Raw genomic sequence first — 24,549 nt, 5'->3', positions numbered from 1 at the left:
TCGCGAGGTTTTGCCATGCAAACGCTAAGGCGCGTCTGGGAGCACCTGGAGGAGGGCTTTATTGCCTTCCTGCTGGCCGCCATGACCCTGGTGACATTCGTCTACGTCATGCTCAACAACATCTACACGCTGTTCTTTGCCCTGGCCGACAAATGGGCGTGGAGCAGTGACTTCTTCGGCGCCCTGGGCGACCACACCATGACCTGGGCCCAGGACATGACCTGGAGCGTGGCGCTGACCAAGGCCATGTTCGGCTGGCTGATTTTCTTCGGTATTTCCTATGGCGTACGCACCGCCGGCCACCTTGGCGTGGATGCGCTGGTCAAGCTGACCAAGCGCCCGGTGCAACGCGTGCTCGGCATGCTCGCCTGCCTGTGCTGCCTGGCCTACGCCGGGTTGTTCATGATCGCCAGCTACAAGTGGGTGACTGCGGTGATGGGCGCGCATATCGGTGCTGAAGACCTCGACCAGTATGGTATCGACGTCGGTGACATCGTGGTGATCGTGCCCATCGGATTCGCCATGGTGTTCATCCGCTACCTGGAAATTTTCTACCGCATCTTTACCCACCGTCAGGTCGGGTTGGGGCTGGCCGACGAGGCCGGTGAGGCCAGCAAGTTGGCCGGCAGCCATGAGGAGCGTCACTGATGGCCGTGCTCTGTCTGTTTCTGCTGTTATTCGTGTTCATGTTTCTCGGCGTGCCGATTGCGATTTCCCTGGGACTGTCCGGCGCAGTGTCGATCCTGATGTTCAGCCAGGATTCGGTGAGTTCCCTGGCGATCAAGCTATTCGAAACCTCCGACGCCTATACCTTCCTGGCGATTCCGTTCTTCCTGCTGTCCGGTGCGTTCATGACCACCGGCGGCGTAGCGCAGCGTTTGATTGATTTTGCCAACGCCTGTGTCGGCCATATCCGAGGTGGTCTGGCCATTGCGGCGGTGCTGGCGTGCATGCTGTTTGCGGCACTGTCGGGTTCGTCCCCGGCGACGGTGGCGGCGGTGGGCTCGATCGCCGTCGCGGGCATGGTCCGTTCCGGTTACCCGAAGGCGTTCGGCGCGGGCATCATCTGCAACGCGGGCACCTTGGGCATCCTGATTCCACCGTCGATCGTGATGGTGGTGTATTCGGCGGCGACTGAAACCTCGGTCGGCAAGCTGTTCATGGCAGGGGTGATTCCCGGGTTGCTGCTGGGCCTGATGCTGATGATCGCGATCTACATTGTCGCGCGCATCAAGAAGCTGCCGGCGCAGCCACGGGCGACCTTTCGTGAGTGGCTGACCTCTGCACGCCGGGCATTCTGGGGCCTGTTGCTGCTGGTGATTATCCTCGGCGGCATCTACAGCGGGATGTTCACCCCGACCGAAGCGGCGGCGGTGGCGGCGGTTTACTCGGCGTTTGTCGCGCTGTTCATCTACAAGGACATGCAGCTGCGCGACTGTCCCAAGGTGCTGCTGGAGTCCGGGCGCCTGGCGATCATGCTGATGTTCATCATCGCCAACGCCATGCTGTTTGCCCATGTGCTGACCACCGAGCAGATCCCCCAGGAAATCACCGCGTGGGTGCTCTCCGAAGGCCTGACGCCGATTGGCTTTTTGATCATGGTCAACGTGGTGTTGTTGATTGCCGGCAGCTTTATGGAACCGTCCGCCATCGTGCTGATCCTGGCGCCGATCTTCTTCCCGATTGCCATGAAACTGGGGATTGACCCGATTCACCTGGGGATCGTGATGGTGGTCAACATGGAAATCGGCCTGGTGCATCCACCGGTGGGGCTGAACCTGTTCGTGACGTCGGCGGTGACCGGATTGACGCTGGGGCAGACCATCCGCGCGGCGTTGCCGTGGCTGATGATTCTGTTGGTGTTCCTGATCATGGTCACGTACTTGCCGTTCATTTCGCTGGCGCTGCCGCACTGGCTCGGTATGTAGATTCCGGAACCCTGCAGCACCCTGTGAGAGCCGGGCTTGCCCGCGATAGCTGTGTGTCATTTGCCCAATTTACCGGCTGACACGCCCTCATCGCGGGCAAGCCCGTTTCCCACATTTGATGTGTGCCAGTGCTTAGTGGTCCATCGCACTCAAGATCGCATGAGCCACCTTCACCCGCTCGGCAATCGGGTAGTTCTTGTTCGCCAGGATCACCACGCCCATGGCCTTGCTCGGCACATAGGCCACGTACGTGCCAAACCCACTGGTGGAGCCGGTTTTGTTCAGCAGTGTGTCGGCGTGAGGCGCCTGCGGTGGGGTCAGCCAATTGACCGGATTCGGCTCCATGGCCATTTTTGTCGAATTGCCGTCCAACAAGGCGTCCAGCTTGATCGGGTAGGGATACATTTCCCAACCCAGGCCCTGGGTCATGCCGTTTACGTTGTAATAACCCGTGTGAGTGGTGGCGATCGCTTGCTGCAAGGGTTTTTCCAGGCTCGCGGGGTTTATGTTCACACTCACGTAATGCAGCAGATCGGCGGCGCTGGTTTTGATGCCATAGGCTTCGCTGTCCATGGCGCCGGGGCCGACGCGCACGGGTTTTCCATCCTTGCCATAGCCCTGGGCGTACAGGTTCATCTGGCTATCAGGCACTTTGACGAAGGTGTGCTTGAGGCCCAGTTTTGGCAGCAGGGTTTTCTCCATCACCTGATCAAAGGGCTGCTTCAGACTTTGCGCTGCCAGGTAGCCGAACAGGCCCAGGCTTGGGTTGGAGTACAGGCGCTGGGTGCCAGGGGCAAAGTCGGGTTTCCATTGCTGGAAGTAGCTGATCATGTGCTGGTTGTTGTCTGCCTCGCGGGGGAATTGCAGGGGCAGGCCGCCAGGCGTGTAGGTGCCCAGGTTGAGCACGCTGATGTGGTCGAACTTGCTGTTGCGCAACGCCGGAAGGTACTGGCTGGCCGGATCGCTGAGGGTCAGTTTGCCGCTTGCCACGGCATAGCCGGCGAGGGTGGCGGTGAAGGTTTTGCTCACCGAGCCGATTTCAAACAGGGTGTTTTCACTGACGGGCTGTCTCGCGTCTTTGCTGGCGACGCCGTAGTTAAAGTATTGCGTCTTGCCATCCTTCACGATACCGACGACAAGGCCGGGAATAGACTGTTGCTGCATCAGCGGCTTGATGCTGGCGTCCACCACGGCGCGCAGGTCGTCGGCGGCCAGGCAGTGGCCGGCGGCGAGAAACAACGCCGCGGCGCCTAAATTACGCACGCCTGACAGGGGGAGTTGAGGCATGATATCGCTTCCATGAGAGTGGTCGATTGATTGAGGAGCCTGCGCAGGCGTGGCCAATGTAGGCAGTTCGCAGGCTTTGGGCAAACGATCATATCTCGCACCTGCCATTAGAATAATTAGGGTCACACATGTTGCGCTCCCATCTTCCCCTCAATGCCTTGCGTGCCTTCGAAGCCTCGGCCCGGCATTTGAGTTTTACCCGCGCCGCGATTGAATTATGTGTGACCCAGGCGGCGGTCAGCCATCAAGTCAAAAGCCTGGAAGCGCAACTGAATGTTACTTTGTTCAAGCGCTTGCCCCGTGGCCTGATGCTCACCAGCGAAGGCGAAACCCTATTGCCGGTGGTGCGAGACTCGTTTGACCGCATCGCCCAGACCCTGAGCCAATTTGAAGGCGGACATTACCGCGAAGTGCTCACGGTCGGCGCGGTCGGCACCTTTGCCGTGGGTTGGTTGCTGCCACGGCTGCCCGCGTTCCAGACGCGTTACCCTTTTATCGACCTGCGCCTGTCCACCCACAACAACCGTGTTGACGTGGCTGCCGAAGGCCTGGATTACGCGATCCGCTTCGGCGCGGGGGCGTGGCACGGCACCGAAGCCTGCGAGCTGCTGGAAGCACCCCTCACCGTACTCTGCGTGCCGCAATTGGCCGAGCAACTGCATGCACCCGAAGACGTGTTGAAACACACCTTGCTGCGCTCCTACCGCGCCGATGAATGGAGCCTGTGGTTCCAGGCCGCCGGGTTGCCCGCCGATACCCTGGTGCCGCGCAGCATCATCTTTGATTCTTCACTGGCGATGATGGAAGCCGCCTTGCAAGGCATCGGTGTGGCACTGGCGCCGGCGATGATGTTTTCGCGGCAACTGGAGAACGATGTGATTCGCCAGCCGTTCGACGTCGGCATCAGCACTGGCAGCTATTGGTTGACGCGTTTGCAGTCGCGGGCTGAAACGCCAGCGATGCTGGCGTTCAAGGGGTGGATGCGTGAAAGCGTAAACGCTTAGACCAGGTATTTATTGAACCAACCGAGTGTTCTTTCCCACGCCAGTTTCGCTGCCGCCTCGTCATAGCGTGGCGTCGAATCATTATGGAAACCGTGGTTGGCGCCCTTGTAGATATACGCCTCATAGGGCGTGCCGGCTGCCTTGAGCGCCTGTTCATAGGCTGGCCAACCTTCGTTGATCCGCGTATCCAGCTCACCGTAATGCAGCATGATCGGCGCCTTGATCCGTGGCACGTCCTTGGCTTCCGGCTGGCGTCCATAAAACGACACCGCCGCACCCAATTCCGGGTAGGCCACCGCCGCTGCGTTGGTCACGCCACCGCCATAACAGAAGCCGGTAATCCCGACCTTGCCAGTGCTGCTGTCGTGGTGCATCAGCCATTCGATGGCGGCGAAGAAGTCGTTCATCAGCTTGGTCGGGTCGACAGTCTGTTGCAGGGCCACGCCTTTTTCGTCGTTGCCGGGGTAGCCGCCGACCGAGGTCAAGCCATCCGGGGCCAGGGCGATGAAGCCGGCTTTAGCCAGGCGCCGGGCGACGTCTTCGATGTAAGGGTTGAGGCCGCGGTTTTCGTGGACCACCACCACCGCCGGCAGCTTGCCCATGGCTTTGGCCGGGCGCACGAGGTAGCCGCGCACGCTGCCATTACCTTTGGGCGAGGGGTAGGTGATGTAGTCGGCGACGATGTCCGGGTCGGTGAATTTCACTTGCTCGGCCAGCGCATAGTTGGGGCTCAGGGCCGCGAGCAGAGCCGAGGCGGTCAGGCCGCCAAAGGTGAACAGCGCGGCGCGGTCGAGAAATTCGCGGCGATTGATCTTGCCGTGGGCGTAGCCGTCATAAAGCTCCAGCAGTTCGGGGGCAAAGTCTTTCGCGGTGAGACGAGTCATCGGTGCATCCTCGATTAGCGGTGGCGGTCAATGTAGCCCAGGATCAGTCCTCGCGACCATGGGCGGCAGCGGCCAATTGACCGGTGTCGACACGCACGAAGATTGAATCGCCGAGGGCGGTCAGCACGTCGCCGGCGTACACCTCACAGATCACGCGGGTCTTGCGCCCGACCTCACCGTCGGCCCGCGCGCGCAGGGTCAGGGTGACCCCCATGGGCGTTGGCTTGATGAACTTGATCCCCAGGTTGCCGGTGACGCAGTCGATGCGCGGCAGGCTGCCGGGTTCGCGCCCTTCGGCGCGGTAGTGGTAGGCCATCGCAGTCCAGTTGGAGTGGCAGTCCACCAGCATGGCGATCAGGCCGCCGTAGACCAGGTCCGGCCAGCCGCTGTAGCGGGCCTCGGGCAGGTGTTCGGCGACCAGGTGTATTCCGTCCGCGTCCCAGCGGCTCTTGATGTGCAGGCCATGGGGGTTACTGCCGCCGCAGCCGTAGCAGATGCCTTCCGGCGCGGTGATATCCTGGAGTGAAGGGGCGTGCATGCAGCGTCCTTATTAGTGTGGGCCGACTACTCTGTTTAGCAGGACAAACGCCTGAATGGAATAAATCCCTGGTAGGGCGTGTCAGCTCAGTACCGGTGTCCCTTCCTCTGCGGAGCGTTGCATGAAACGTCTAATGTCCCCGGTCGCCGTACTGGCCCTGATCCTTGCTTATGTTTCCAGCGCCCAGGCGGTGGAGTACAAGGACGTCAACCGCACCGCCAGCCAGATCAGCTTCACCTACACGCAATTGGGGCAGCGGATATACGGCACCTTCAGCGAATTTGAAGGCACCTTGACCTTCGACACGCAACAGCCGGAGGTCGGGCAAGCGGTGCTCAAGATCCAGCTCGCCAGCATCGACGCCGGCAGCCCGGATGCGAACGACGAACTGCAACGTGCTTCCTGGTTTGATACCGCGACTTATCCGGTGGGCGTGTATGAGTCCACTGGCGTCATGGCCCTGGGGGACAACCGCTACACGATCAGCGGCAACCTGACCATCAAGGGCATCACACACCCCGTGAAGGTGGACGTGGTGCTCAAGGAGCACGGTGGCATCGGTGTGTTCGACGGTGAGTTCGTCCTCAAACGCGGCGATTTCAAGATCGGCGAGGGCGAGTGGGCCGGTAACAGCGTGGTGTCCAACGACATCAACATCAAGTTCAAGATGGTCGCACCGCAGCGTTAATGGGCGAATTTCTTTGCGCCGGCCACGCAGCCGATCACCGCGACGGTCACCAACACCATGCCCAGGCTGACCTGCTCATGCAGCAGGCCCGCCGCGAGTGCCAGGCCGAAAAACGGTTGCAGCAATTGCAATTGGCCAACGGCGGCGATGCCACCCTGGGCCAGGCCGCGGTACCAGAACACAAAGCCGATCAGCATGCTGAACAGCGACACGTAACCCAGGCTCAGCCAAGCCGGCAAGCTGATGCCACTGAAATGGGTGGGGGCGAGGACCAGACTCAAGGGCACCACCACGGGGACCGACACTACCAGCGCCCAGCAAATCACCTGCCAGCCGCCCAGGCTGCGTGACAGCGTGGCGCCTTCGGCGTATCCCAGGCCGCAGGCCAGCACCGCCAGCAGCATCAGCAGATCGCCGGCCGGTGCGGCGCTCAAGCCTTGGGCGAAGGCATACCCTATCACACAGACACTGCCTAGGATCGAGAACATCCAGAACACCGGACGTGGGCGCTCGCCGCCGCGCAACACGCCAAACACCGCGGTGGCCAGGGGCAGCAGGCCAATGAATACGATGGAGTGGGCTGACGTCACGTATTGCAGCGCCAGGGCGGTGAGCAAGGGAAAGCCGATCACCACCCCAAGAGCAACGACCACCAGCGGCCCCCACTGATTGCGCGCCGGGCGTTTTTCCTTGAACAGCCACAGCAGGAGCACACCCAGGGCGGCGGCGATGGCCGCGCGGATCATGGTGAGAAATGCCGGGTCGAATTCCATCACGGCCAGGCGAGTGGCGGGTAGTGAACCGCTGAAAATCACCACGCCGATAAAGCCGTTGATCCAGCCTTGGGTGCGGGTGTCCAGGGTGTTGATAGGGGAGGTACGTTCCATGATGGCGTGCTCGAAGCCGGAGGGGTTGCGTTCAGGTCATCCTAGGGGCGAACATTAAGACAATCAAAAAATTGTCATGGATACATCCGAATGCCGCGCGCCCGCTACAAGTCCCTGGTCGATACCTTTGCCGCCGCCATCCGCCGCGGCGAAATGCCGCCTGGCATGCGCCTGCCGACGCACCGCCAGTTGGCCGCCGACCATGGCTTGGCCTTGGTTACCGCCAGTCGCGTGTACACCGAGCTTGAGGCCATGGGCTTGGTCAGCGGCGAAACCGGGCGTGGCACTTTCGTGCGCGAGATCTCGTTGCCGCCAGGGCAGGGCAGTGGACAGATGACGGTGACGGCGGGGATGCTCGATCTCAATTTCAACTACCCCGCGTTGCCGGGTCAGGCAGATTTGTTGCGTACGGCGCTGCGCCAACTCGCGCTGTCCGGCGACCTTGAAGCGTTGTTGCGCTATCAGCCCCATGCCGGGCGCCTGCATGAGCGCGCGGCGTTTGCGCGGCATTTGCTCAGTCGAGGGCTCACCGTTGACCCCGAACAAGTGCTGCTGACCAGCGGCGCCCAACATGGCCTGGCGGTGACGATGATGGCGTTGCTCAAGCCCGGCGATGTGATTGCGGTGGATGCATTGACTTATTCGGGGTTCAAGGTGCTGGCCGAGACCCTGCACCTGGAAATTGTCGCGATCCCGGTGACGCCGACCGGCCCGGACCTGGAGGCCTTGCAAAACCTGTGTCGCAAGCGGCCGGTGCGTGCCGTGTACAGCATGCCGACCTTGCACAACCCCCTCGGCTGGGTAATGGATCTGGCCCAGCGCGAGCGCTTGGTCTCCATCGCCCGTCAGCACAATCTGATGATCATTGAGGATGCGGCCTACGCGTTCTTGGCCGAAAACGCACCGCCACCCGTGGCGACCCTGGCGCCGGAACGCACGGTGTATGTGGGCGGGCTCTCAAAAAGTGTCGCGACCGGTTTGCGCGTGGGGTTTGTCGCGGCGCCGAGCGATTGGGTGAAAACGCTCGAGCGCGCCATCATGGCCACGACCTGGAACGTGCCCGGTGTGATGAGCGCCATTGCGGTGGCCTGGATCGAAGATGGCACCGTGGCACAACTGGAGGCGCAAAAGCGCGAGGACGCCCAGGCCCGCCAGGCCCTGGCTGCGCGGGTGTTGAAAGGGCTGGCCTACACCAGCCATCCCTCGTCGTATTTCTTATGGTTACCGTTGGCGGAAGACGCCCGGGCCGATCAGGTCGCCATGACGTTGCAGCGCGACAATATTTCCGTGTCCACCGCCGAGCCGTTTGCCGTCTCGGCCCATGTCCCGCATGCGCTACGCCTGGCCTTGGGCTCGGTAGCAATGCCAGCCCTGCATGAGGCATTGCTCAGCGTGCGCAAGGTGGTGGAGTGGTGAGCCGCGCTCAACGGCTCACCGATCGGCATCAGTACTTGTAGGCCTGGCGTCCGATCAACAGCCATTTGCCTTTTTGTTTCTGCCACACCTGGAAGTTATCGATATCAGTGGGCACTTCCACGCCACTGTTCACCGCCAGCGCATGGAAGTGGTTGCGTACCAGCGCGGTGTCGCCTTGCAGGGTGATGGTCTGGTTCTGCATTTCCAGGGTCTTGAACGCGCTGGTATGGGTTTCCAGGTCGGCAATGAATTGGTCTTTGTTCTGCACTTTGCCGCTGGAGTGGCCGTAGGTGAGCTTGTCGGACGTCAGCGCATGAAGCTGCTTGAGGTCCAGGTGCAGCATGGCTTGGGTCAGTTGGTCGACCGCTTGGGCCACCTCCTTTTCAGCAGGGGCAGGCGCTGCGGCGACATAACCCGTAAACAGGCACAGAAAGCCGATCAGTACTTTGACGTTTGGCATGGATGTTTCCTTATTGTTGTTGAAGTGGCGGACAACACGTAACTGTTTGTGTCGTCGTACAACATTGCAATATCCAAGCTGATTTTGGAAAGTAATTTTTTGATTATTTACGCAGAGCTTGCTGGGAATGGGTTTTGAGATCGTATTGTTCTTGTACGATGTCTCATCACTAGTTAAGAATGGCGTCCCGTCTAACAATAAAATAACGGAGACACACGATGGATCTTCCTCCTCTGCCCACGCGGACCGACCACACTCGGCGCGTCTTCCTCAAGCGTTCCTTGGCTGTTTCCGCATCGGTGGCGGTGCTGGGTAACTTGCCTCGCCTGGCAGATGCTGCCGAGCCGTTGAGCCAGCGTTATCCGGACCCACTGATCAAAGTGCTCGATGACAGTTTCCTGGAGTTGCGCCTGTTCAACGCCAGTGTCGAACGGTTGGCTACCGGTTTGCGCTGGGCCGAGGGGCCGGTGTGGATCGGCGATGGCCGCTACCTGCTGGTCAGCGATATTCCCAATAACCGTATCGTGCGCTGGGACGAAGTGACCGACAGCCTGTCGGTGTACCGCGAAAACGCCAATTTCTCCAACGGCATGTGCCGCGATCGCCAGGGCCGCCTGCTGGTGTGCGAAGGTTCGACGACCACCCGCGAGGGCCGGCGAATCACCCGTACCGAACACAATGGCAGCCTTACAGTGCTGGCGGACAGCTTTGACGGCAAGCCTTTCAACTCACCCAACGATATCGTGTGCAAGCGGGATGGCTCGGTGTGGTTCACTGACCCGCCGTTCCAGACCAGCAACAACTACGAGGGGCACAAGATCGCACCCACCCAGCCCCATGGCGTTTATCGCATCGACGGCGAAAGCGGCACGGTCACGCGGGTGATCGACGACCTCAACGGACCCAATGGCCTGTGTTTTTCACCGGATGAAAAAGTCTTGTACGTCGTGGAAGGTCGGGCCAAACCCAACCGACTGATCTGGGCCATCGACGTTAAGGACGACGGCACGCTCGGTGCCCGTCGCAAGCATATCGAAGGGTTTGACTATGCAGCGCTGGACGGCATCAAGTGTGACGAGAGCGGCAACCTGTGGTGCGGTTGGGGCGGCAATGGTGACCCCAAGGCTGACCTGGAAAAACTCGATGGTGTGCGCGTGTTCAATCCACAGGGCAAGGCCATCGGGCATATCTCGCTGCCCGAACGCTGCCCCAACCTGTGTTTTGGCGGCCGCGAAGGCAACCGCCTGTTCATGGCCGGCAGCCATTCGATCTATTCGTTGTTCGTCAATACGCGGGACGCCGGCTTCGGCAGCTAACGTGTAAAAAAACACGATGGGCGTCGGTTGGCAGGCGTTCATCGTGGCATTTGGCGCTATGCTGCTGGCTCCTGAGGCATCAGAGCGTCACGCAAATGGACTTCAATTGGCACAGCGACGCCATCACCCGCAGCACCCCCGTGACCCCACACTACAAAAACACGCAAAACGTACGCCGCTTCATGCTTGAGCACTGCGGTCCGGGGTTCAAATTCGATCGTCCCTTTATGGCCTGGATTCGCAACGACCAGCCCAAGACCCTGGGCGACGTGGTGGATGAGTGGCTGCGCCGAAACGAGGATTCACGCCCATGACACCCGATGAGAAATACCAGGCCGCCCAGCAACGCCTTGGCTATCAGTTGGACGAATTCAAAATCGGCGGTAACTACACGCCGTTGGTTCGCGACGGCAACCACCTCTACATCAGTGGCCAGATCCCCCGCGTCGGCGATGCGATCGTGCTGCCGGGCAAGGTTGGAGCAAGCCTGACCGTGGCCCAGGCGCAAATCGCCGCCGGTATCAGTGCCTTGCGTTGCTTGGGGTTGCTCAAACAGGCGTTGGGTTCGCTGGACCAGGTCAGGGCGATCCCGCGCATCACCGTGTACGTGCGCAGTGCCGAGGATTTTGATCAGCAGAGTGAGGTGGCCAACGGCGCGTCGGATTTGTTGCACGAAATTCTGGGTGCCGCCGGGGCGCACACGCGTACGTCGGTGGGGGTGATGCAGTTGCCGAAGTCGGCGGCGGTGGAGGTCGATATGATTGCGGTGGCACACGGTTGAGCGACCGATGATTACCCAGGGAATGGCGGTACTGATTAACTACGGCACGTATCTGGCGCCGGGCCTGCTGCTCTTTGGCCTGTGGTTCGCACTCACGCCCCAGTCGCTGACGGGCATGCGCATCCTGATTCTGTTGGTCGCTTTTGTGCTGATGCGCGATGTGATGACCCCTTTGGGCATGTGGTCGCTTGGCAGCGCGGTGCAACTGGCATTCACGGCAAACACCTTTGTATTGGCAGCGCTGGGTGGCTTGTCGGTGCTGTTGATCGCCTTGCTCGTGCGCGTGGCGCCAGACTTGTCGCCACTTATCCTCTGGTCCAAGGGGCATCGCGCGTCAGGCCTTACGGTCGGGATCGCCGTCGGGTGCCTGATCGGTGTGCCGCTCCGGTTTTACCAGGGTATCGAGGCGTCAGCGATCCCGGGTTATTGGGTATGGCTACCGGGGATGGTCGTCCTGGCCTACGGCGCCAATGCATTGGAAGAAGTGTTGTTTCGCGGTTATTTGCAGGGTTATCTGGAACAGCATGTCGCGCCCTTACGCGCCGCACTGGCCAGCGGCGTGGCGTTTGCGGCTTGCCATGCGTTCCTGGCACTGAGCGTCACCCAGTTGGGCTGGCCGGTGTTGTTGTTCACGCTGATCGAAGGGTTGGTCTGTGCGCTGGTGCGCATGCGCTACGGGGTGTTGGCGGCGACGCTGACCCATGGCACGGCAATCCTGCTGGTTGCCGTGCCTCAGATGGCTTGATGTGAAATGCAGGCGAAAATGTGGGAGCTGGCTTGCCTGCGAAAGCGGTGGGTCAGTCGGTATATCTGTCACTGAAAGATCGCATTCGCGAGCAAGCCCGCTCCCACATTTAAACTGCGTTCCAGGTTGGGATCTGGCGTGTACTGCCGGTGGCTTTATGGTCGAAGCACCGCTCAGTCCATTTGAAATGCGGTGAAAAATGTGGGAGCTGGCTTGCCTGCGAAAGCGGTGGATCAGTCGGCATATCGGTCACTGCAAGACCGCCATCGCAGGCAAGCCAGCTCCCACAGTTGGACCGCGTTCTCTGACGTGTACTGTCTATGGCTTTATAGGTTGATGCACCGCTCAGTCCATTTGAAATGCGGTGAAAAATGTGGGAGCTGGCTTGCCTGCGAAAGCGGTGGGTCAGTCGGTATATCCGTCACTGAAAGACCGCATTCGCGAGCAAGCCCGCTCCCACATTTTGATTGCGTTGAGTCAGTTACATCGGCGCCAACGGCGGTGTGCGCGGTGGAATCCGGCGTTTGCTGCCCGTCGCTTCATACGCCGAGGCAAACCGCAGCAGCGCCGAATCATCATAGGCGCGCCCGGCGAATGTCAGCCCTATCGGCATGCCGATATCCGCCATCACGCCCATCGGCACGGTAACGGTTGGCACGCCCAGGTGGCGGATGGCGAGGTTGCCGTTGGCCACCCAGACGCCGTTGCTCCAGGCGATGTCGGCAGAGGCTTCGTTCACGTCGGCGTCCGCCGGGCCGACGTCGGCGACGGTCGGGAACAGCACTGCGTCGAGACCGAGCTTATCCATCCAGTCTTCCAGGTCGATCCGCCGGGTCTGTTCCAACCCGCGCAGGCCATCGGGGACTGTGCTGATCTCGTTCCACGGGGTGATGCCGCGTTCGGCCATGCGCACGTATTCGTCCATGCCGGCGGCCAAGTCGTCCTCACGGTTGGGCAGGGTGCCGGGGTCGTGGGGGAAGATCTTCGGCCCGTCCACATCGGCCAAGCGGTTGAGCGCCGGGTCGTTGTTGGCGCGCAGGAAGTCATCGAAGGCCCAGGCCGACAGTTCCCACAGTTCATCGTGGAGGAATTCCTTGGACACCAGCCCCCGGGTGAACACGGTGGGTGCGCCAGGGCGGTCGCCTTCGCAGTTGGACACCAGCGGGAAATCCACATCGATCACTTCTGCGCCGGCGGCTGTCAGCGCCTGGCGTGCGTCTTGCCACAGGTCGATCACGCTGGCGCGGGTGTTGATTTTCTGCCCGGTCGGGCCACCGATCCCAGGTTTTTCGCTGGTGCCGGCGTCGGGGTCGGCGTTGATGTACATGCGCGGCACGCCAAAGCGTTTGCCGGCGAGGGACTCGGCAGTCGACGCCAATTCAGCGTAGGAAGCAGGGCGTACCGAGGTGACGCTCGGGATCGGCACCCACGGCTGCAGGCGCCACAGGTCGCCACGGGTGTCCGGGTCTTCGGCGACCACCACGTCGAGCACTTCCAGCAGGTCGGCCATGGTGCGGGCGTAAGGCACCACCACGTCCATGGTCGGGGTGAGCGGCCAGTTGCCGCGCACCGAAATCACCCCGCGGGACGGGGTGTAGGCGCACAGGCCATTGTTGGACGCCGGGCCGCGCCCGCTTGACCAGGTTTCTTCTGCCAGGCCAAAGGCCGCAAAGCTCGCCGCCGTCGCGGTGCCAGCGCCGTTGGACGAGCCGGAGGCAAACGGCGCGGTCAGGTAGTCGGCGTTATACGGGCTTTCTGCGCGGCCATACACGCCACGTTGCATCCCGCCATTGGCCATCGGCGGCATATTGGTCTTGCCCAGGCAGATAGCACCGCCGGCGCGCAGGCGCTCGATGGTGAACGCATCACGCTGGGCGACCAGCTTGGCAAACGCCGGGCTGCCGGATGCCGCAGTCAGGCCCTTGACCAGGTAGCTGTCTTTGGCGGTGTAAGGAATGCCATCCAATGGCCCCAGGGTTTCGCCTTTGGCCCGGCGTGCATCGGACGCCTCGGCTTCCTTCAGCGCTTCGGGGTTGCGCACCACCACGGCGTTCAAGGCGGTGGCGGTCTGCGGACCGTCATAGGCATCGATCCGTGCCAGGTAGGCTTTTACCAGTTCTACGGCCGTGGTCTGGCCGGATTCAAGCGCAGCGCGCAATTGGGCAATGGAGACTTCGGTAACTTGCATCACGTTTTTTCGCCGCCTTCAAATGGGGGTATGGCGGCAGTCTACGTACAGATATTTCACAAAACCAGCGCCGCATAATCCGCATAGGCGCCGCGCATCACCTGCCACGTGGCCTCGTCAGCGGGAATCAGGTGTTCAATACGCAGGGAGGTGAGGGTGATGTCTTGGGGCATGCCAAACGTAGTGAACGTGGACAGAAAATTCAGTTCGCCCTGGCTTGAGCGCACACGGGTCAGCACCAGCGGTGGCAGGTGCGCGGGCAGGTCGGTGTTGGCGGGTGTCGGCAACCCCGCCAGCAGCGCCGCCAGTTCGGGGTTGCCCAGCGCTTCTCGGGTGGCGCGTTGCCAGGCCAGGATGCGGATCTCGTCGGCATTGATCAGATGATCGCCCAGGCCGCCAGGTTGCAGCAGCGTCGTCAGCAAGTTCACGCCCTCGGCCGCATCCTGACGAATACCCACCAACTCAAATAACACGCCGGTACTGGCATTCGCCGCCAGCACTTGCCACTGGCTGCCCAACAGAATGGCCGGGGCTGGATTGTTGGCGTGCAGTACATGGCTGACCGCTTCACGAATCGCCGCCATGGCGGGCGAGGCGAGTGGGGTGGCGGCATAGCGTGGGGCGTATCCGGCGGCGAGGAATATGCGGTTGCACTGCTCCAGCGGTGCCTCCAGCGCGGTCAACAGGTTGTGTAACGTTCCGGGACTCGGCTTGGCGCGTCCGGTTTCGATGCAACTGAGGTGGCGCTGGGAAATGCCGGTGATCAGGGCCAGGTCGAGTTGGCTCAACGTGGCGTGCCGGCGCAATTGGCGCAGTTGTTCGCCGGCAGTAACAGGGTTGTCCATGGCGGAATCATGACCTCCGAGGTCATTGCGAGGGGTCGAACCCTATCACTAACGTGGGCCTTTATCACTTCAAGGACGCGACCATGAAAAGACCTTATGTTGCCCTGGCTGGTTTGCTCGGGTTTTCACTGTACACCCTGGCGACGATGCTCACGGCTGATCAGTCGCTGCTGGCCTTTGGACGGGAGCTGCTGTCACGGCCGGACACCGCGCAAGTGGTGATCGACCTGTACCTGATGGCGGTGCTGGCATGTGTATGGATGTACCGGGATACGCAGCGGCGCGGTCGGTCGGTGGCGTCGGTGCTGCCCTATTTTTTGCTCACGGCGGTGTTTGTGTCGGTGGGGCCGTTGCTTTATCTGGTGGTGAACGGAGGCCGGGATGAATGAGCGTTTGCACCTCGATGCGCGGTGTGTGCTGACGGGGGCGGTGAGCGTGCTTGCGTTCGTCACGAGCACGCTCGTTGACGAGCTCTAACCGTAGGAACTGGCGCCGGTCCGGTCCACCAGACGAATACTGTCGCGCCCGCCGCGCTTGGTTTCATACAGCGCGGTATCCCCTTGCTCAATCAACGCCGCCAGGCTCGGCGGCGGTTGATCGAACAGGTTGGCGCCGATGCTCAGGGTCACTGGCGCCGGGGTGTTGAAGGTCTGCGAGGCGAGTTGGTGAAACTGGTCGCGCAGGCTGCTGCCCAGTTCGACGATCTGTTCGGTGGACGCCGGGTTGAGCAGGATCACGAATTCATCCCCGCCCAGGCGTGCCGCCAGCGCGCCCTGGGGCACCACGCCGCGGATCATTTCGCTCAAGGCGATCAGCAGGCGGTCGCCGGCGGTATGGCCGTGGAGGTCGTTGACCGATTTGAAGTTGTCGATGTCGATCAGCAACAGCGCTCCCGGTTGCGCCGGCGACACTTGGGCAAGCAGGCGCGGTGCGCGCAGGTCGAGGGCGCGGCGGTTGTAGAGGGCGGTCAGCGGGTCGCGGGCGGCGAGGCGGGCGATCTGTTGTTCGCGGCGGTAGCGTTCGGAGCCGGTCATCGACAGTGCAATCAGCATGATCGCCATGGCGCCTTCCACCAGGGAAATCTGAATGATCTCGCCTTTGAAGGCGGCCAGGTCGATCAAGGTGCCGGGGATCAGCACCGACAGCGCCTTGGCCACATAAAACCCACCATGAATCAGCAGCACATACCGCAACTGCACCGCGCCGATGCTCAAGGATTTGCCGTGGGGCCGTAGCAGGAAACTGGCGCGCAGCGTCGGCAATGCCACTAACAGTGACTGCACAGCCAGCATCGCTTTGGACCATAAAGGGTCGGCCGGCAACATCAGCATGCCCAGCCAGACCACCAGCATCAGCAGCCACAGTCGCGACAGGCGCGTTTGGGTGAACCGCGCCACGCCGAGCAAAAACAGGAAGTGCGCAGTCACCAGCAAGCCGTTGGCAAACCAGATGCCGATCATCAGGTAGCCATTGATGCGCAGCAGGGCGAGGGTTGAACCGATGCAGATGGTGGCGAAACCGGTGCTCCAGCACAGCAGCGAAGGTTCGCGCACGCTGCGCCATTCAACGGCCAGGTACAGGGCGGCAGCGGCTGCCAGGGCAACGGTGAGTGCCAAAATCGTAGGAGGGTCGAGCGTCATTTCTTGCCGGGTCTGCCTGGTGTGCGTTTAGAACCGGGATTGTAAGCGCACACGCAGGTTTTTCAGAGCGTTCATCGTGATGGCACACAGCCAGGCGATGATCGGCAGGTCAGGCGCCTTTGGTCGTGGGCAACAAGACCGTGAGGATGCCCACCAACGGCAGGAACGAGCACAGTTTGTACACGTACTCGATACCGTGGGTATCGGCGAGCAAACCGAGCAACGCCGCACCGATCCCGCTGAAGCCGAACATCAGGCCGAAGAAGACCCCGGCGATCATGCCCACGTTGCCGGGCACCAGTTCCTGGGCATACACCACGATGGCCGAGAAGGCCGACGCGATGATAAAGCCGATCACCACACTCAGCACCGCCGTCCAGAACAGGTCGACGTAGGGCAGGGCCAGGGTGAACGGCGCGGCGCCGAGGATGGAGAACCAGATGACTTTCTTGCGGCCGATCTTGTCGCCGATCGGGCCGCCCGCAAAGGTGCCGACGGCCACGGCGCCGAGGAACAGAAACAGGTACATCTGGGAGCTGGAAACCGACAGCTGGAATTTCTCGATCAGGTAGAACGTGAAGTAGCTGGTCAGGCTGGTCATGTACCAGTATTTGGAGAACACCAGCACGGCGAGCACCACCAGGGCAAAGGTCACGCGGCCTTTGGACAGGCCGTGGGTGGCTTTGCCGCCTTGCTTGAGCTTGAACAGGTTGAGGTGGTGGCGGTACCAGCGACTCAGGCCGTACAGCACAAGGATGGCGAACACCGCAAACAGCCCGAACCAGGCGATATGGCCCTGGCCGTAGGGAATGATGATCGCCGCCGCCAGCAACGGGCCCAAGGCGCTGCCGGTGTTGCCGCCGACCTGGAACGTCGACTGCGCCAGGCCGTAGCGCCCGCCGGAGGCCAGGCGCGCGACGCGGGAGGTTTCCGGGTGGAAGGTCGACGAGCCAACGCCGACCAAGCCGGCAGCGAGCAGAATCGCCGGGAAGCTGCCGACAAACGCCAGCATCAAAATGCCGATCAGGGTGCACACCATACCCGCCGGCAGCAGCCATGGTTTTGGGTGGCGGTCGGTGTGGTAGCCGATCCATGGCTGCAGCAGCGAGGCGGTCAGTTGGAAGGTCAGGGTGATCAGGCCCACTTGGGTAAACGACAGGCCGTAGTTGGCCTTGAGCATCGGGTAGATCGACGGCAGCACGGCCTGGATCAGGTCATTGATCAAATGCGCCAGGGCGCAGGCGCCGAGGATACGCATGACCAAGGGGCTGGCTTGGGGTGTCGTGGTTGCAGCGGCGGGTGACGCAGTGAGGGTCGACATGCAGGCATTCCATACAAGGCAGCTAATCAGAGGCGGCCACTTCTTAAGGCGGCCATCCATTACAAAATGATTCGGCGTTCATGCTAGATTCGTCAGGAATGCCTGTCTCGCGTAATTCGGGCGACAACTATCGCAAAAAGGGCGAAATGATTAAACCACTGAACGAATTCCTCCAGGAAATCAATGAAGGCGCCTGGGCGGTCATCAGTTCCGCCACGGATTACCCGGAAAACTGGGTGATCCCCGAGCATAGCCACGAGAAGCACCAACTGCTCTATGCCATCGAAGGCGTGATGGTGGTGTACTCGGCGCTCAACCAATGGACGGTGCCGCCCAATCGCGGGATCTGGATGCCCGCCGGGCAGGTGCATTCCCTGCGTTGCGTGGGCACCCTGAAAATGCGCAGCGTGTTTGTGCGCCCGGATCGCTTCCCGAACATGCCCGGCGAGCCGAAGACCGTGAGCATCTCGCCGTTGCTGAGCGAGCTGATCAAGGCGTCGGTGAGCCTGAAACCGCCGTACGCCGAGGACTCGCGGGACGCGCGGATCATGCACCTGATCCTTGACGAACTCGCCATCCTGCCCGCATTGCCACTGTCTTTGCCCCAGCCCGCCGACCCGCGCCTGCAGCGCATCTGCCTCGCGTTGCAAGATGAACCGGGTGACGCTTCGACTGTGGCGCATTGGAGTGAGCGCCTGAGCCTGGACCAGAAAACCATCCAGCGCCTGTTCCGCAAGGAAACCGGCATGACCTTCGGCCAGTGGCGCCAGCAGGCGCGCTTGCTGCTGGCGTTGGAGCGCATTGCGGTGGGGGAGAAGGTGATCGATATCGCCCTGGAGCTGGGCTATGAAAGCCCGAGCGCCTTTACCAGCATGTTCAAGAAGCAGTTCGGCAAGACGCCGAGTCATTTCTTCAGGTAGCACCCTGCGTGACGTTGGCGTGCAGGTCCAGCAGGCCGTTGAACCCGTCGAAGTCCAGCGGTCGGCTGAGGAAATAGCCTTGGCCCTCTTCACAGGCCACGCTCTTGAGCATTGCCAAGTGCTCAGCGGTTTCGATGCCTTCGGCTGTCACCGTCAGGGCCAGGGCTCGGCCCAGACCGACAATCGCGTGGATGATTGCCTTGTCATCGTCGCTTTCTTCCAGGCGGGTCAGGAAGCTGCGGTCGATCTTCAAACCATCGAATGGGAACGCCCGCAGATAGCTCAGGGATGAGTAGCCGGTGCCGAAATCATCCATGGCGATGCGTAGGCCCAAGCGCTTGAGCGTGTGCATGACCTCCAGTGCGCCGCTGGCATCTTCAAGCATGACGCTTTCGGTGATTTCAAGTTCCACCCGCGCCGGGTCGATACCGGAGACCGCCAGTGCCTGGCGTGTGCGCTCCACCAGGTTGCCCCGCTTGAACTCGGTGGGTGACAGGTTCACCGACACAAACAGATGTTCCGGCCATTGGGCAGCGCACGCGCAGGCGGTTTCGAGTACCCAGTCGCTCAACGCCAGGATCAGCCCCGATTCTTCGGCAATCGGGATGAAGGTGTCAGGTGCAATCAGCCCACGCACAGGATGTTGCCAGCGCACCAAGGCTTCGGCGCCTACCATTTGCCCGTCGGCGATGCGATAGCGCGGCTGGAAATACAAGCGCAGCTCGCCGTGCTTGATGCCGTAGCGCAGATCGCTCTCCAGGCGTCGACGTTCGATGATCCGCGCGTTCATGTCGCCGGAGTAGAACCGCCAGGTATTACGGCCTGCCGCTTTGGCTTCGTACAGGGCAATGTCAGCGTAGCGCAGCAGTTCCGCGGCCTCGCGGGCATCGTTGGGGGCGATGGCGATCCCGATGCTGGCGCTGACGAACACCTCTTGCTCGTCGATTCTGATCGTGCGCTCTATGGATTCGATCAGGCGCTTGCACAGGATTTCGACTTCGTCTTGCGTACCTGCATCCGTCAGGATCAGTACAAACTCATCACCGCCAATACGGGCGACCAGATCGCCATGGCGTACGCAGTCGGCCAGTCGGGAAGACACTTCGTTGAGCACCCGATCACCGGCAGCGTGTCCAAGCAGGTCATTGACCGGCTTGAATCGATCGAGGTCCAGGCTGAGCATGACCAGGGGCTGCTCCGAGGTGGGCATGGCCTTGAACTTGCCTTCCAGGAACGCTTGCAGCCGCGTGCGATTGGGCAGCCCGGTGAGGGCGTCATGCTGGGACAAGAACTCGATGCGTCGACGGGCTTCGACTTCTTCCGTCACATCGGTGGCGGTGCCGCGAAACCCGCCACACGGCATCTGCCGTGCGGACAGCCGGGTGCTGCGTTCCAGCCCCAGTGCATCGACGTAACGACACTGCACGCTGATATCCGGGCGACGCCCAGGTGCGCTGAGCCACTGGGACAGCAGGCCGGTTTCGGTTTCCAGCAAATCGTTTATCGTGGCGCCGATCCAGGCATCGCGCACCAGCCCGGTCACACCTTCGAAGCGTTCCGACAGGTAGGTAAAGCGCCAGTCGCCGTCGATTTCCCAGACCCAATCGGAACTGGCTTCCACCACATCGCGAAAACGTGCTTCGCTGGTGGCCAGGGCATTCTGGCTGTTCTGCAGCGAGGAATGGCTGGCGTCCAGGGCGAGCGCGGCCGCCGTCGTGCGGCGCGAAATGACCCAAGACATCAAGCACACCAGCAACGCAGCCAGGCCCAACAAGGGCAGGCCTACACTCATCAGGCGCAAACCGGGGCGAGCCGGCTCCCAGTGCAGGCTGCCGGCCGCACCGTTGTCGCCGAGGGGCAAGAGCAAGGTCTTGCCGATTTCATCGGGGGTAGCGATGTGCAGTTTGTCCACGCCGAACTCATCGCCGATCGCTGTCAGTTTCGCGCTGTCGAGGATGTCGACAAAGATCAGCACCGACGCCGGTCGGCCGTCGGGCAACACCGTGGGGTCGGTGCCGGGGGTGATGGCGGCGGCGGCCACCAAAGCAGGGCTGCCGCGCACGTTGATAAAGGTCGTGGCGGATGTCTCGCTGTCTGCACCGGCGCGAGCCTGCTCGATAATTCCAGTGATGGGCCCGTCGAGCCACTGGGTGAGTTCGACTGTCTGCAATTGGCCGTCAACGACGGCATACACCGTGCGGTTGGCGTCGTCGACCACGAACAGGCCTTGAAAGCCGAAGTCGTCGAACAGCGACGCGCCGATGTTGCCCCGGACAAAGGCCCAATCGTCGTCCACTTTCACGTGCAAGTGCCGGTAGGCATCACTCCAGAAGGCGTAGTCCTTGACGGTCACCCGCAGGGATTTTTCCAGAGACTGCACGGCTCTACGGGTGTAGAACGCGCTTTCAACCTGCTCGGAGCGGTCCAGTTCTTGGGCAAGGAAAATCAGCGAGTAAGCGGCGACTGCAAAGACCACGGCCAGCAAGGCCATGAACCTGAAGAGTGAGGTGCGCGCCAGCGACAGGCTGGTGCGATCGGACAGTGAGCGGACGATAGGAGCGAGAGAGTTCGGCATTGTTTCCCGCAGGGCGTCGCTGCAAGTCAGGGGGTATCACGTGCTATCGGCTGCGCCGGGAAAATATTGAGACCGCTGGCGCGTGCTGCCAGCCACGGCGACCGATGGCATGCTGGCGTCGTTCGCGCGCCTGGCGGCGCTGCTCGATGAGCCTGAAGCAAGCCCCGTGCTAGCACCATTGATCCAGCGTGGCGTTCAAGGTGGCTATGAACGCCCTTCGCAGTTCAGCCGTGAGTACGGCCGGTCAATGATCGGACGTCAAATTAGCAAAGAATATGCAGCCGATCAGTCGCGCAAACAGGCTCAGGGTTTCCGGCAGGTTGGGGTCTTCAAACAGCATCGCCCTGGAATCGAGCGCACACAGCGCGCCAAAAAGGCGGCCATCGGGCAGAAAGATCGGGGCGCCGGCGTAACTCTCGATGGCGAATTGCTTGACCACCGGGCGGGCGGCGTAGCGGCCGTTCTGGCTGATCTGCGGGATGAACAAGGTTTGCGGGTTGATGCAGAACTCGCTGCACAGGGTGGTTTCCAGGGCGAGCACGTCGTCGACATGGATGCCCAAGTCGATGGTGTCATGTACTGAACACACCACCCATTCCAGGTCGGTGAATTTGGCGATGCCGGCGAAGCGCATCCCGGTCAGGCGGGTGACCAATTGCAGGATGCTGGTGGTGGCTTCTATTTCGGCGATAGCGGCGCGTTCGTTTGCGCTGAGTAAGGACTGCGAAGCGGTGACGCTTGGAACCATGGGTGACACTCCAATGGCAGGGTGGCCAGGGCCACCCTGTATGTTCAGGTTTTAATTGATGCGCGGATGCTGCTCTACAAGGTTCTTGCGCTTGGCTTCCAACTCGGCAATCTCGGCATCGATGTCTTCGATCTTCTGCTCGATGTTGTCGTGATGTTCCTGCAGCAATTCCTTGGCTTCTTCCATGTCCGAAGCCGCCGGTGCGGCGCCACGCAGCGGCTTGTTGGCGGTTTCCTTCATGGTCAGGCCGGTGATCAGGCCGACCACGGCAAACACCATCAGGTAGTAGGCGGGCATGTACAGGTCGTTGGTGCTTTCCACCAGCCAGGCCACGGCGGTCGGGGTGAGGCCGGCGATCAGTACCGACACGTTGAACGCACTGGCCAGCGCACTATAGCGCAGGTGGGTGGGGAACATTGCCGGCAACGTCGAAGCCATCACGCCGATGAAGAAGTTGAGGATCACGGCGAGGATCAGCAAACCGGCGAAGATCAGGCCGATCTTGCCGCTGGTGATCAGCATGAACGCAGGGATGGACAGGAACAACAGGCCGATACTGCCGGCAATGATGAAGGGCTTGCGGCCGATCTTGTCGCTGATAAAACCAATGAAAGGCTGCACGAACAGCATGCCGACCATGATCGCGATGATGATCAGTACGCCGCTGTTTTCTTTGTAGTGCAGGTTGTGCGACAGGTAGCTCGGCATGTAGGTGAGCAACATGTAGTAGGTCACGTTGGTCGCCGCAACAATCCCGATGCAGGTCAACAGGCTACGCCAGTGCTTGGTCGCGACTTCCTTGAACGAGACTTTGGGGCCGTGTGTCAGGCCTTCGCGGTCACCTTGCTCCATTTTGTCCATGTGCTGCTGGAAGGCTGGGGTTTCCTCCAGTGCATGACGCAGGTACAGGCCGATGATGCCCAGGGGCAGGGCAAGGAAGAACGGCAGGCGCCAGCCCCACGACTCGAAGTCGGCTTCGCCCAGGATGCTGGAAATCAGCACCACCACGCCCGCGCCCAGCACGAAACCGGCGATGGAGCCGAAGTCGAGCCAACTGCCGAGAAAGCCGCGCTTGCGGTCCGGGGCATACTCGGCGACGAAGATTGACGCGCCGGTGTATTCACCCCCTACCGAGAAACCCTGGGCCATTTTGCACAGCAACAGCAAAATCGGCGCCCAGATACCAATAGAGGCGTAGGAGGGGATCAGGCCGATGGCGAAGGTGCTCAGGGACATGATCACGATGGTCGCGGCAAGGACCTTCTGCCGCCCGTACTTATCGCCCAGTGCGCCGAAGAACAGGCCACCCAGTGGGCGGATCAGGAACGGCACGGAGAAGGTGCCGAGTGCGGCGATCATTTGTACGCTGGGTGAGGCGTCCGGGAAGAACACCTTGCCCAGCACATAGGCGACAAAACCGTAGACGCCAAAGTCGAACCATTCCATGGCGTTACCCAAGGCTGCGGCGGTGATTGCCTTGCGCACCTTGGTGTCGTCGACGATGGTGATGTCTTTCAATCCGATGGGCTTGACGCTTTTCTTACGTAATTTCATGCGGAGCACTCTAAAGCAGAACAGGGGAGGTGCCATCGTTGCGATGGCACCGCTCTGTCAGTTCAGATACAAGCGGACATGAAATAATTCAGCTCTATTTGCGTTTTTTTGCAGAAAGCTTGAACTTTACAGATTCACAGGGGAGTAATCCGTATGTCGGCCGTCGCGTCACGCCTGATCTACCGCCCACCCCAAGCGTGCGACGTGCAGCGATTGTTCGCGATCTACGGCGATCCGCAGACCAATGTGTTCAACCCCTCTGGCCCCATCGCCAGTCTTGAGGGGGCGCAACGCTTGCTGGATAAATGGCTTGAACAATGGGCCACCCAGGGCTACGGCTGGTGGGCGATTGCACGCACTGAAACGCCGCATCACATCATAGGCTTTGGTGGAATCGCGCCGCTCGACTACCTGGCCGAACGGCGTATCAACCTGGGGTACCGTTTTGCGGCGCAAGCCTGGGGGCAGGGCTACGCCACCGAGTTGGGCCGTGATGCCTTGGCGCTGGCATTCCAGACGCTCGGCCTGCGCGAGGTGTTCGGCCTGGTGCGACCGGACCATGGGGCATCAATCCGCGTACTGGAAAAGATCGGCATGCAGCCTTTCGGCGTGCTCGATGATGTGCCGGGGAAGGCACCAAGCCTGGTTTTTCGGATTTGTCATCCTACAACTGATTTTTCCTGATATTTCAAATACCCACGCAATACCGGGTTAAGCGGCAATCTTTCAGATTGACAGCGTTCAGGCGTCCCGATATAAAAGCCGTAGTTGTACGACGACATATGACGTTACATGTGTCCTATCTAACAAAAATAAAAAGTGAT

General features: G+C 61.2%; 24 protein-coding genes and 1 pseudogene. 13 read left to right on the top strand and 12 right to left on the bottom strand.

The window, feature by feature from the left end:
* Nucleotides 1-15 precede the first annotated feature (15 nt).
* Both PF1751_RS14620 and dctM read left to right on the top strand, forming a co-directional pair.
* Entirely contained in the window at nucleotides 16-648 is a 633-nt protein-coding gene (locus PF1751_RS14620; protein ID WP_010210097.1) for a TRAP transporter small permease, read from the top strand.
* Nucleotides 648-1,928: a C4-dicarboxylate TRAP transporter large permease protein DctM gene (dctM, locus tag PF1751_RS14615; protein WP_010210099.1), complete on the top strand. Its 1,281-nt coding sequence runs from the start codon at nucleotides 648-650 to the stop codon at nucleotides 1,926-1,928. Before PF1751_RS14620 ends, dctM begins: the two co-directional genes overlap by 1 nt.
* A gap of 132 nt (nucleotides 1,929-2,060) precedes the next feature.
* Here dctM and ampC read toward each other — a convergent pair whose 3' ends face one another.
* The gene (gene ampC, locus PF1751_RS14610; protein ID WP_010210100.1) at nucleotides 2,061-3,215 is read right to left on the bottom strand and encodes a class C beta-lactamase; all 1,155 of its coding nucleotides are present in this window, start codon (nucleotides 3,213-3,215) and stop codon (nucleotides 2,061-2,063) included.
* A gap of 128 nt (nucleotides 3,216-3,343) precedes the next feature.
* Here ampC and PF1751_RS14605 point away from each other — a divergent pair, with 128 nt between their 5' ends.
* Complete coding sequence (locus PF1751_RS14605) at nucleotides 3,344-4,219, top strand: LysR family transcriptional regulator (RefSeq protein ID WP_010210101.1); 876 nt, start codon at nucleotides 3,344-3,346, stop codon at nucleotides 4,217-4,219.
* Here PF1751_RS14605 and yghX read toward each other — a convergent pair.
* Together yghX and PF1751_RS14595 are read right to left on the bottom strand one after the other, a co-directional pair.
* The gene (yghX, locus tag PF1751_RS14600; protein ID WP_010210102.1) at nucleotides 4,216-5,103 is read right to left on the bottom strand and encodes a YghX family hydrolase; all 888 of its coding nucleotides are present in this window, start codon (nucleotides 5,101-5,103) and stop codon (nucleotides 4,216-4,218) included. The genes PF1751_RS14605 and yghX overlap by 4 nt on opposite strands.
* A gap of 43 nt (nucleotides 5,104-5,146) precedes the next feature.
* Complete coding sequence (locus PF1751_RS14595; protein ID WP_010210103.1) at nucleotides 5,147-5,641, bottom strand: PaaI family thioesterase; 495 nt, start codon at nucleotides 5,639-5,641, stop codon at nucleotides 5,147-5,149.
* A 133-nt stretch (nucleotides 5,642-5,774) separates the two neighbouring features.
* Here PF1751_RS14595 and PF1751_RS14590 point away from each other — a divergent pair, with 133 nt between their 5' ends.
* The gene (locus PF1751_RS14590; protein ID WP_044287275.1) at nucleotides 5,775-6,329 is read left to right on the top strand and encodes a YceI family protein; all 555 of its coding nucleotides are present in this window, start codon (nucleotides 5,775-5,777) and stop codon (nucleotides 6,327-6,329) included.
* Here the strand turns inward: PF1751_RS14590 and PF1751_RS14585 are convergent.
* A complete protein-coding gene (locus PF1751_RS14585) occupies nucleotides 6,326-7,216 on the bottom strand; it encodes a DMT family transporter (RefSeq protein ID WP_044287274.1) in 891 nt (296 codons plus the stop codon). The two genes, PF1751_RS14590 and PF1751_RS14585, sit on opposite strands and share 4 nt — an antisense overlap.
* Nucleotides 7,217-7,306: 90 nt before the next feature.
* Between PF1751_RS14585 and PF1751_RS14580 the strand changes: the two genes are divergently transcribed.
* Complete coding sequence (locus PF1751_RS14580; RefSeq protein WP_044287273.1) at nucleotides 7,307-8,632, top strand: aminotransferase-like domain-containing protein; 1,326 nt, start codon at nucleotides 7,307-7,309, stop codon at nucleotides 8,630-8,632.
* Between the two features lie 28 nt (nucleotides 8,633-8,660).
* Here PF1751_RS14580 and PF1751_RS14575 read toward each other — a convergent pair whose 3' ends face one another.
* Nucleotides 8,661-9,092, bottom strand: a complete 432-nt coding sequence (locus tag PF1751_RS14575) for a nuclear transport factor 2 family protein (protein WP_010210109.1) — start codon at nucleotides 9,090-9,092, stop codon at nucleotides 8,661-8,663.
* A gap of 218 nt (nucleotides 9,093-9,310) precedes the next feature.
* On the opposite strand from PF1751_RS14575, the gene PF1751_RS14570 reads away from it, so the two are divergent.
* The 4 genes from PF1751_RS14570 to PF1751_RS14555 all read left to right on the top strand — a co-directional run bounded on the left by PF1751_RS14570 (nucleotide 9,311) and on the right by PF1751_RS14555 (nucleotide 11,934).
* The gene (locus PF1751_RS14570; protein ID WP_010210110.1) at nucleotides 9,311-10,408 is read left to right on the top strand and encodes an SMP-30/gluconolactonase/LRE family protein; all 1,098 of its coding nucleotides are present in this window, start codon (nucleotides 9,311-9,313) and stop codon (nucleotides 10,406-10,408) included.
* 95 nt (nucleotides 10,409-10,503) lie between these two features.
* Nucleotides 10,504-10,722, top strand: coding sequence for a DUF6434 domain-containing protein (locus PF1751_RS14565; RefSeq protein WP_021491535.1), 219 nt, complete (start codon nucleotides 10,504-10,506; stop codon nucleotides 10,720-10,722).
* Nucleotides 10,719-11,189, top strand: a complete 471-nt coding sequence (locus PF1751_RS14560) for a RidA family protein (RefSeq protein WP_010210112.1) — start codon at nucleotides 10,719-10,721, stop codon at nucleotides 11,187-11,189. The genes PF1751_RS14565 and PF1751_RS14560 overlap by 4 nt, the downstream gene beginning before the upstream one ends.
* A 7-nt stretch (nucleotides 11,190-11,196) precedes the next feature.
* Entirely contained in the window at nucleotides 11,197-11,934 is a 738-nt protein-coding gene (locus PF1751_RS14555) for a CPBP family intramembrane glutamic endopeptidase (protein ID WP_044287272.1), read from the top strand.
* Between the two features lie 481 nt (nucleotides 11,935-12,415).
* On the opposite strand, the gene PF1751_RS14550 is transcribed toward PF1751_RS14555, so the two are convergent.
* Nucleotides 12,416-14,125 carry an amidase gene (locus tag PF1751_RS14550; RefSeq protein WP_162484836.1) on the bottom strand — a complete coding sequence of 570 codons (1,710 nt, stop codon included), beginning with the start codon at nucleotides 14,123-14,125 and terminating at the stop codon, nucleotides 12,416-12,418.
* A gap of 53 nt (nucleotides 14,126-14,178) precedes the next feature.
* On the bottom strand, nucleotides 14,179-14,967 hold the full coding sequence (locus tag PF1751_RS14545; protein ID WP_021492995.1) for a helix-turn-helix domain-containing protein: 789 nt from the start codon (nucleotides 14,965-14,967) through the stop codon (nucleotides 14,179-14,181).
* Between the two features lie 83 nt (nucleotides 14,968-15,050).
* Here PF1751_RS14545 and PF1751_RS14540 point away from each other — a divergent pair, with 83 nt between their 5' ends.
* The gene (locus PF1751_RS14540; protein WP_010210119.1) at nucleotides 15,051-15,356 is read left to right on the top strand and encodes a DUF2834 domain-containing protein; all 306 of its coding nucleotides are present in this window, start codon (nucleotides 15,051-15,053) and stop codon (nucleotides 15,354-15,356) included.
* An 84-nt stretch (nucleotides 15,357-15,440) separates the two neighbouring features.
* Here PF1751_RS14540 and PF1751_RS14535 read toward each other — a convergent pair whose 3' ends face one another.
* Both PF1751_RS14535 and PF1751_RS14530 read right to left on the bottom strand, forming a co-directional pair.
* The gene (locus PF1751_RS14535; RefSeq protein ID WP_021492998.1) at nucleotides 15,441-16,607 is read right to left on the bottom strand and encodes a GGDEF domain-containing protein; all 1,167 of its coding nucleotides are present in this window, start codon (nucleotides 16,605-16,607) and stop codon (nucleotides 15,441-15,443) included.
* A gap of 109 nt (nucleotides 16,608-16,716) precedes the next feature.
* Nucleotides 16,717-17,928, bottom strand: coding sequence for an MFS transporter (locus PF1751_RS14530; RefSeq protein WP_010210123.1), 1,212 nt, complete (start codon nucleotides 17,926-17,928; stop codon nucleotides 16,717-16,719).
* A gap of 98 nt (nucleotides 17,929-18,026) precedes the next feature.
* Between PF1751_RS14530 and PF1751_RS14525 the strand changes: the two genes are divergently transcribed.
* Entirely contained in the window at nucleotides 18,027-18,848 is an 822-nt protein-coding gene (locus PF1751_RS14525) for an AraC family transcriptional regulator (protein WP_021492999.1), read from the top strand.
* Here PF1751_RS14525 and PF1751_RS14520 read toward each other — a convergent pair.
* Complete coding sequence (locus PF1751_RS14520; protein WP_021493000.1) at nucleotides 18,841-21,423, bottom strand: bifunctional diguanylate cyclase/phosphodiesterase; 2,583 nt, start codon at nucleotides 21,421-21,423, stop codon at nucleotides 18,841-18,843. The two genes, PF1751_RS14525 and PF1751_RS14520, sit on opposite strands and share 8 nt — an antisense overlap.
* A gap of 94 nt (nucleotides 21,424-21,517) precedes the next feature.
* Here PF1751_RS14520 and PF1751_RS29490 point away from each other — a divergent pair.
* Nucleotides 21,518-21,619: pseudogene (locus PF1751_RS29490) on the top strand (AraC family transcriptional regulator N-terminal domain-containing protein); the annotation flags it as partial.
* Between the two features lie 48 nt (nucleotides 21,620-21,667).
* Here PF1751_RS29490 and PF1751_RS14515 read toward each other — a convergent pair.
* A complete protein-coding gene (locus tag PF1751_RS14515; protein ID WP_010210129.1) occupies nucleotides 21,668-22,171 on the bottom strand; it encodes a GAF domain-containing protein in 504 nt (167 codons plus the stop codon).
* Nucleotides 22,172-22,222: 51 nt separating this feature from the next.
* Nucleotides 22,223-23,725 carry a glycine betaine/L-proline transporter ProP gene (gene proP / locus PF1751_RS14510; protein ID WP_010210130.1) on the bottom strand — a complete coding sequence of 501 codons (1,503 nt, stop codon included), beginning with the start codon at nucleotides 23,723-23,725 and terminating at the stop codon, nucleotides 22,223-22,225.
* Nucleotides 23,726-23,878: 153 nt separating this feature from the next.
* Between proP and PF1751_RS14505 the strand changes: the two genes are divergently transcribed.
* Nucleotides 23,879-24,409, top strand: coding sequence for a GNAT family N-acetyltransferase (locus PF1751_RS14505; protein ID WP_044287270.1), 531 nt, complete (start codon nucleotides 23,879-23,881; stop codon nucleotides 24,407-24,409).
* The last annotated feature ends 140 nt before the right edge of the window (nucleotides 24,410-24,549 follow it).

The organism is Pseudomonas simiae (assembly GCF_000934565.1).
Taxonomy (GTDB): domain Bacteria; phylum Pseudomonadota; class Gammaproteobacteria; order Pseudomonadales; family Pseudomonadaceae; genus Aquipseudomonas; species Aquipseudomonas simiae.
This window is presented reverse-complemented; position numbering and strand designations above follow the sequence as displayed.

Excerpts from the sequence above, each read along its gene's own strand:
- PF1751_RS14620 (WP_010210097.1), top strand. The coding sequence starts at position 16 with ATGCAAACGCTAAGGCGCGTCTGGGAGCACCTGGAGGAGGGCTTTATT.
- dctM (WP_010210099.1), top strand. The coding sequence starts at position 648 with ATGGCCGTGCTCTGTCTGTTTCTGCTGTTATTCGTGTTCATGTTTCTC.
- ampC (WP_010210100.1), bottom strand. The coding sequence starts at position 3,215 with ATGCCTCAACTCCCCCTGTCAGGCGTGCGTAATTTAGGCGCCGCGGCG.
- PF1751_RS14605 (WP_010210101.1), top strand. The coding sequence starts at position 3,344 with ATGTTGCGCTCCCATCTTCCCCTCAATGCCTTGCGTGCCTTCGAAGCC.
- yghX (WP_010210102.1), bottom strand. The coding sequence starts at position 5,103 with ATGACTCGTCTCACCGCGAAAGACTTTGCCCCCGAACTGCTGGAGCTT.
- PF1751_RS14595 (WP_010210103.1), bottom strand. The coding sequence starts at position 5,641 with ATGCACGCCCCTTCACTCCAGGATATCACCGCGCCGGAAGGCATCTGC.
- PF1751_RS14590 (WP_044287275.1), top strand. The coding sequence starts at position 5,775 with ATGTCCCCGGTCGCCGTACTGGCCCTGATCCTTGCTTATGTTTCCAGC.
- PF1751_RS14585 (WP_044287274.1), bottom strand. The coding sequence starts at position 7,216 with ATGGAACGTACCTCCCCTATCAACACCCTGGACACCCGCACCCAAGGC.
- PF1751_RS14580 (WP_044287273.1), top strand. The coding sequence starts at position 7,307 with ATGCCGCGCGCCCGCTACAAGTCCCTGGTCGATACCTTTGCCGCCGCC.
- PF1751_RS14575 (WP_010210109.1), bottom strand. The coding sequence starts at position 9,092 with ATGCCAAACGTCAAAGTACTGATCGGCTTTCTGTGCCTGTTTACGGGT.
- PF1751_RS14570 (WP_010210110.1), top strand. The coding sequence starts at position 9,311 with ATGGATCTTCCTCCTCTGCCCACGCGGACCGACCACACTCGGCGCGTC.
- PF1751_RS14565 (WP_021491535.1), top strand. The coding sequence starts at position 10,504 with ATGGACTTCAATTGGCACAGCGACGCCATCACCCGCAGCACCCCCGTG.
- PF1751_RS14560 (WP_010210112.1), top strand. The coding sequence starts at position 10,719 with ATGACACCCGATGAGAAATACCAGGCCGCCCAGCAACGCCTTGGCTAT.
- PF1751_RS14555 (WP_044287272.1), top strand. The coding sequence starts at position 11,197 with ATGATTACCCAGGGAATGGCGGTACTGATTAACTACGGCACGTATCTG.
- PF1751_RS14545 (WP_021492995.1), bottom strand. The coding sequence starts at position 14,967 with ATGGACAACCCTGTTACTGCCGGCGAACAACTGCGCCAATTGCGCCGG.
- PF1751_RS14540 (WP_010210119.1), top strand. The coding sequence starts at position 15,051 with ATGAAAAGACCTTATGTTGCCCTGGCTGGTTTGCTCGGGTTTTCACTG.
- PF1751_RS14535 (WP_021492998.1), bottom strand. The coding sequence starts at position 16,607 with ATGACGCTCGACCCTCCTACGATTTTGGCACTCACCGTTGCCCTGGCA.
- PF1751_RS14530 (WP_010210123.1), bottom strand. The coding sequence starts at position 17,928 with ATGTCGACCCTCACTGCGTCACCCGCCGCTGCAACCACGACACCCCAA.
- PF1751_RS14525 (WP_021492999.1), top strand. The coding sequence starts at position 18,027 with ATGCCTGTCTCGCGTAATTCGGGCGACAACTATCGCAAAAAGGGCGAA.
- PF1751_RS14520 (WP_021493000.1), bottom strand. The coding sequence starts at position 21,423 with ATGCCGAACTCTCTCGCTCCTATCGTCCGCTCACTGTCCGATCGCACC.
- PF1751_RS14515 (WP_010210129.1), bottom strand. The coding sequence starts at position 22,171 with ATGGTTCCAAGCGTCACCGCTTCGCAGTCCTTACTCAGCGCAAACGAA.
- proP (WP_010210130.1), bottom strand. The coding sequence starts at position 23,725 with ATGAAATTACGTAAGAAAAGCGTCAAGCCCATCGGATTGAAAGACATC.
- PF1751_RS14505 (WP_044287270.1), top strand. The coding sequence starts at position 23,879 with ATGTCGGCCGTCGCGTCACGCCTGATCTACCGCCCACCCCAAGCGTGC.